This window comes from Parvibaculum sp., from assembly GCF_035511255.1.
GTDB lineage: Bacteria > Pseudomonadota > Alphaproteobacteria > Parvibaculales > Parvibaculaceae > Parvibaculum.
On the sequence record NZ_DATKFR010000221.1, the window covers coordinates 1 to 3,376 of the forward strand.

A 3,376-nucleotide genomic window follows, 5' to 3' on the forward strand; every position below is an offset into this window, starting at 1 on the left:
CAGCACGACCAGCGCGAAGGGCCAGTGAAGCAGCATCATCGCACCGGCCATCAGGAGAATGATCGCGACATGGCCGGGCGAGATGCCGATGCGGCGCAAGCCCCCGAAGCCTGAGGCGAAGGCCATGCCGGCGCTCGCCGCCGCAAGGCCGGTCAGAAAGGAGGAGGCGCCCAGCGACTTCGCGCCGGCTTCGAGGCTCGCGACGTGAAGTCCCGACGCCGCATAGGCGACGCCCGCCGCCGCCGCGAGGAGGACGGGAACGGCGAGCGTCGCCAGCACGGCGGCCACCGCGCCGCGTGTGCCGCCAAGGCGGCGGCCAACCGCCACCGCGAGATTGATGGGCGGCAAGCCGGGCGCGATACGCGAGAGACCTTGAAGGCTGCGCAGCGCCGGCTCGCCCAGCCAGCGGCGGCGCTCGACAAGTTCGCGCTGCACCAGCGCCTTCGTGTCGCCGAAGGTTGTGGCGGCGCCGAGTTTCAAAAAGACGAGGAAGAGAGCGCCGGGGGAAGCCGGCTCGAGCTTCGGACGGATGGTTGCGTTCGGGATTTCTGCTGCGGGCTCTGTCATGCCCCAAAATACCAAGCTTATGTTTATTAAATCAACGAAGAATATCGAATTGTATCGCTTTATTTCAGGATTTTATGTATGCTCAAGCCGAGATATACACCATATATTGTAATCATAAGCTTATAAAAATGCAGACTGACGCTTCCCCATCGGCCCGTATCGCCCAGGAATTGCGGCAAAGTATCGTGACGCTGTCGCGGCGGTTGCGGGCGACGCAGTCGGAGGTCGCGCTCAGCAGCATGAGCCTCAGCATCCTCGGGCGCCTTCATCGCGACGGAGAGACGATCCCGAGCGCGCTGGCGGCGCTGGAACACATGCAGCCGCAATCGCTGACGCGGGTGCTGGCGGCGCTGGAAGAGCATCAATTGATCGAACGCGCGCCCGACCCAAGCGACGGGCGGCGCGTGCTGGTGCGCATCACCAAGGCGGGACGGATCGCCTTGCGCGAGGATGCAAAGCTGAAAGAGGTCTGGCTCGCGGCCGCCATCGAAAAGCTTTCGCCGACGGAGCGCGAAGTGTTGCGCCTCGCCGGCGAGCTGATGCGGCAGATGGTCGAAGCGTGAAGCGCCCGCTCAGAGCTGCGGCAGCGTGCGATCCTTCTTGTGGAAATAGGCGCGCGCGTAATTGGTGAGTTCGCCGTCGCTCGGATGGTCGACCGTCTCGATGCCGACCACTTTTGCCGCCAGCGCCGGATGCTTTGCCTGCAGGTGCTTCAGGAAAGCGAACTTCGCATTGGCGGGACCGACGATCAGGATTTCGCCGAAGCCGTCGAGCGACTTGGCGACCTCTTCGTAATAGGCGGGATCTTCCGGCGCGCGCCAGTTGCGCGACTTGCCGGCGCTGTGCTGCGTGTGCTTGACCGCCTGATGGTGGTGGAGCGTCGCCGTCGCATGCTCGTCGGGATTGAAGGAGACGATGCGGGCTTCGTGATGGTCGATCCAGACGGCGGCGTGAAAATGGGTCATGAGCATTCCTCTTTGGTTGAAGCGAAGCTAGCTCAGGCGCGGCGGGCATTCCCTGAGGCAGATCAATGCAAGCCCCCTATCCGTTCGGCGCCGCCGCAATTTCAGCGGCCAAAAGCGCCGAAAGCCCCTCGCGATAGGTCGGGTAGCGAAGCCTGACGCCCAGCTCTTCATGCAGCAGCCGGTTCGAGACGCGCTTCGATTCGGCATAGAAGCTTCGCGCCATGGGCGAAAGCTCAGCCTTGTCGAAATCGATTTCCGGCGGCGGCTCACGGCCGAGGAGCTTCGCCGCATAGGCGACAACATCCTGCGGCGGCGCCGGCTCGTCGTCGCAGACATTATAGGCCGCGCCGGGACGCGGGCGCGCGATCGAGGCTTCGAGGACGCCGGCGATATCGTCGACATGGATGCGGGAGAAAATCTGCCCCGGCTTCACGATGCGTTTCGCGGTCCCGTCGAGGATGCCGCGAAGCTGGTTGCGGCCAGGGCCGTAAATACCCGCGAGGCGGAAAATGTGGAGCGGCAGATGGAGCGAGCCCCATGCCTCTTCGGCCGCGAGACGCCGGCGGCCACGTTCGGTCGAGGGCGTCAGCGGCGATGCCTCGGTCACCTGATCGCCGCCGCGATCGCCATAGACGCCCGTCGTCGAGAGATAGCCGACCCATTCGAGCCTTGGTGCGAGCGCCGCAATGTCCCTCCCATGAGCGAGGAAGACGGGATCGCCCGCCTCTCCCGGCGGAACCGAAAGGAGGAGATGCGTCGTACCGGCGAGAGCTGCAGACGGATCGGCGAGCGGATGGCCCTCGCCGAAGAGGTGCATGTCGAAGCCCTGCGCGGCGAGGCTCGCCGCCTTCTCCGCGCTCCGGCAGGTGCCGGCGATGGCGAAGCCCCGATCGCGCAGACGCCGCGCCAGCACCCCGGCGCTGAAGCCGAGGCCGAAGCAGAAAAGGCGCCTCATCGTCCTGTCCGATCCCGGCCCGTTCACCATGGTTCCCTGATTAACTTGCAATAGACCGACGCCTCGGGGAGGTTATCGCCCATGATGACCGCCAGACAAAGCCTTCCCCTTTTTATCCTGCTCGCGTCCCTAGGCTTCGGCCTGCCGGCTATTGCCGCCGACGCGGCCAAGCCCGCCGCAACCGAGGCTCCCGCTGCCAAGCCCTCGACGCCGCATGATTACGAGACCTGTATCGGGCTGACGGACCGGGAGGCCGCCAAGGCGCTCGATTATGCGCGGGCATGGAAGTCGCTCGGCGGCGGACAGGCGGCGCTCCATTGCGAGGCGCTGGCTCTTTCGTCGCTCGGAGAGGCGGACGAAGCGGCGGCGCGGTTTCAGGAACTCGCCGACGGCATGAACGCCGCACCCGACGAGACGCGGGCGGAGGTCTATGCGCAGGCCGGCACTGCCTGGGCGGTCGCCGGCAATCTCGGCAAGGCGCGCGCGGCCTACGACGAGGCGATCAAGCGCGCCCCGCAGGAGCCCGCCCTCTATCTCGGGCGCGCGCGCGTCCGGGCGCTCGCAAAGGATTGGGACGGCGTGCGCGCCGATGCCGGCGAGGCGCTGGCGGAAAGCCCGACGCTGGTCGATGCGCTGACGCTGCGCGCGACGGCCTTGCGCAATCTCGGCTATCCGAAAGCGGCGCTCGCCGATGCCGAACGCGCGGCGGCACTAGCCCCGCACAATCTCGATGCGTTGCTCGAGCGCGGCCGCATGCGCGCGGCAACCGGCAACGTCGCAGGCGCCCGCGCCGACTGGCAGGACGTGGTGCGGTTCGCGAAGGAGATGAACCGCGCCGACGATCCGGCGGCGGCCGCCGCGCAAGGGCTGCTCGACAAGGGGAAGTAAG

At 66.4% G+C, this 3,376-nt stretch carries 5 protein-coding genes; 2 read left to right on the forward strand and 3 right to left on the reverse strand.

Annotated features, from left to right (window positions below):
* Window positions 1-567 (reverse strand): chromate transporter (locus VMR03_RS08685; RefSeq protein ID WP_325404252.1); only part of this gene is annotated, 567 nt, incomplete at its 3' end.
* A gap of 128 nt (window positions 568-695) precedes the next feature.
* Here VMR03_RS08685 and VMR03_RS08690 point away from each other — a divergent pair.
* Window positions 696-1,130, forward strand: coding sequence for a MarR family winged helix-turn-helix transcriptional regulator (locus tag VMR03_RS08690; RefSeq protein WP_325404254.1), 435 nt, complete (start codon window positions 696-698; stop codon window positions 1,128-1,130).
* Window positions 1,131-1,139: 9 nt separating this feature from the next.
* Here the strand turns inward: VMR03_RS08690 and VMR03_RS08695 are convergent, their stop codons facing one another.
* Both VMR03_RS08695 and VMR03_RS08700 read right to left on the reverse strand, forming a co-directional pair.
* The gene (locus VMR03_RS08695; protein ID WP_325404256.1) at window positions 1,140-1,532 is read right to left on the reverse strand and encodes a translational machinery protein; all 393 of its coding nucleotides are present in this window, start codon (window positions 1,530-1,532) and stop codon (window positions 1,140-1,142) included.
* Window positions 1,533-1,608: 76 nt separating this feature from the next.
* Complete coding sequence (locus VMR03_RS08700; RefSeq protein ID WP_325404258.1) at window positions 1,609-2,487, reverse strand: SDR family oxidoreductase; 879 nt, start codon at window positions 2,485-2,487, stop codon at window positions 1,609-1,611.
* 81 nt (window positions 2,488-2,568) lie between these two features.
* Between VMR03_RS08700 and VMR03_RS08705 the strand changes: the two genes are divergently transcribed.
* The gene (locus VMR03_RS08705) at window positions 2,569-3,375 is read left to right on the forward strand and encodes a hypothetical protein (RefSeq protein WP_325404260.1); all 807 of its coding nucleotides are present in this window, start codon (window positions 2,569-2,571) and stop codon (window positions 3,373-3,375) included.
* Window position 3,376 lies beyond the last annotated feature (1 nt).

What these genes read in the sequence shown, in the direction of transcription:
- VMR03_RS08700 (WP_325404258.1), bottom strand. Translation starts at nt 2,487, where the DNA reads ATGAGGCGCCTTTTCTGCTTCGGCCTCGGCTTCAGCGCCGGGGTGCTG.
- VMR03_RS08705 (WP_325404260.1), top strand. Translation starts at nt 2,569, where the DNA reads ATGATGACCGCCAGACAAAGCCTTCCCCTTTTTATCCTGCTCGCGTCC.
- VMR03_RS08695 (WP_325404256.1), bottom strand. Translation starts at nt 1,532, where the DNA reads ATGACCCATTTTCACGCCGCCGTCTGGATCGACCATCACGAAGCCCGC.
- VMR03_RS08690 (WP_325404254.1), top strand. Translation starts at nt 696, where the DNA reads ATGCAGACTGACGCTTCCCCATCGGCCCGTATCGCCCAGGAATTGCGG.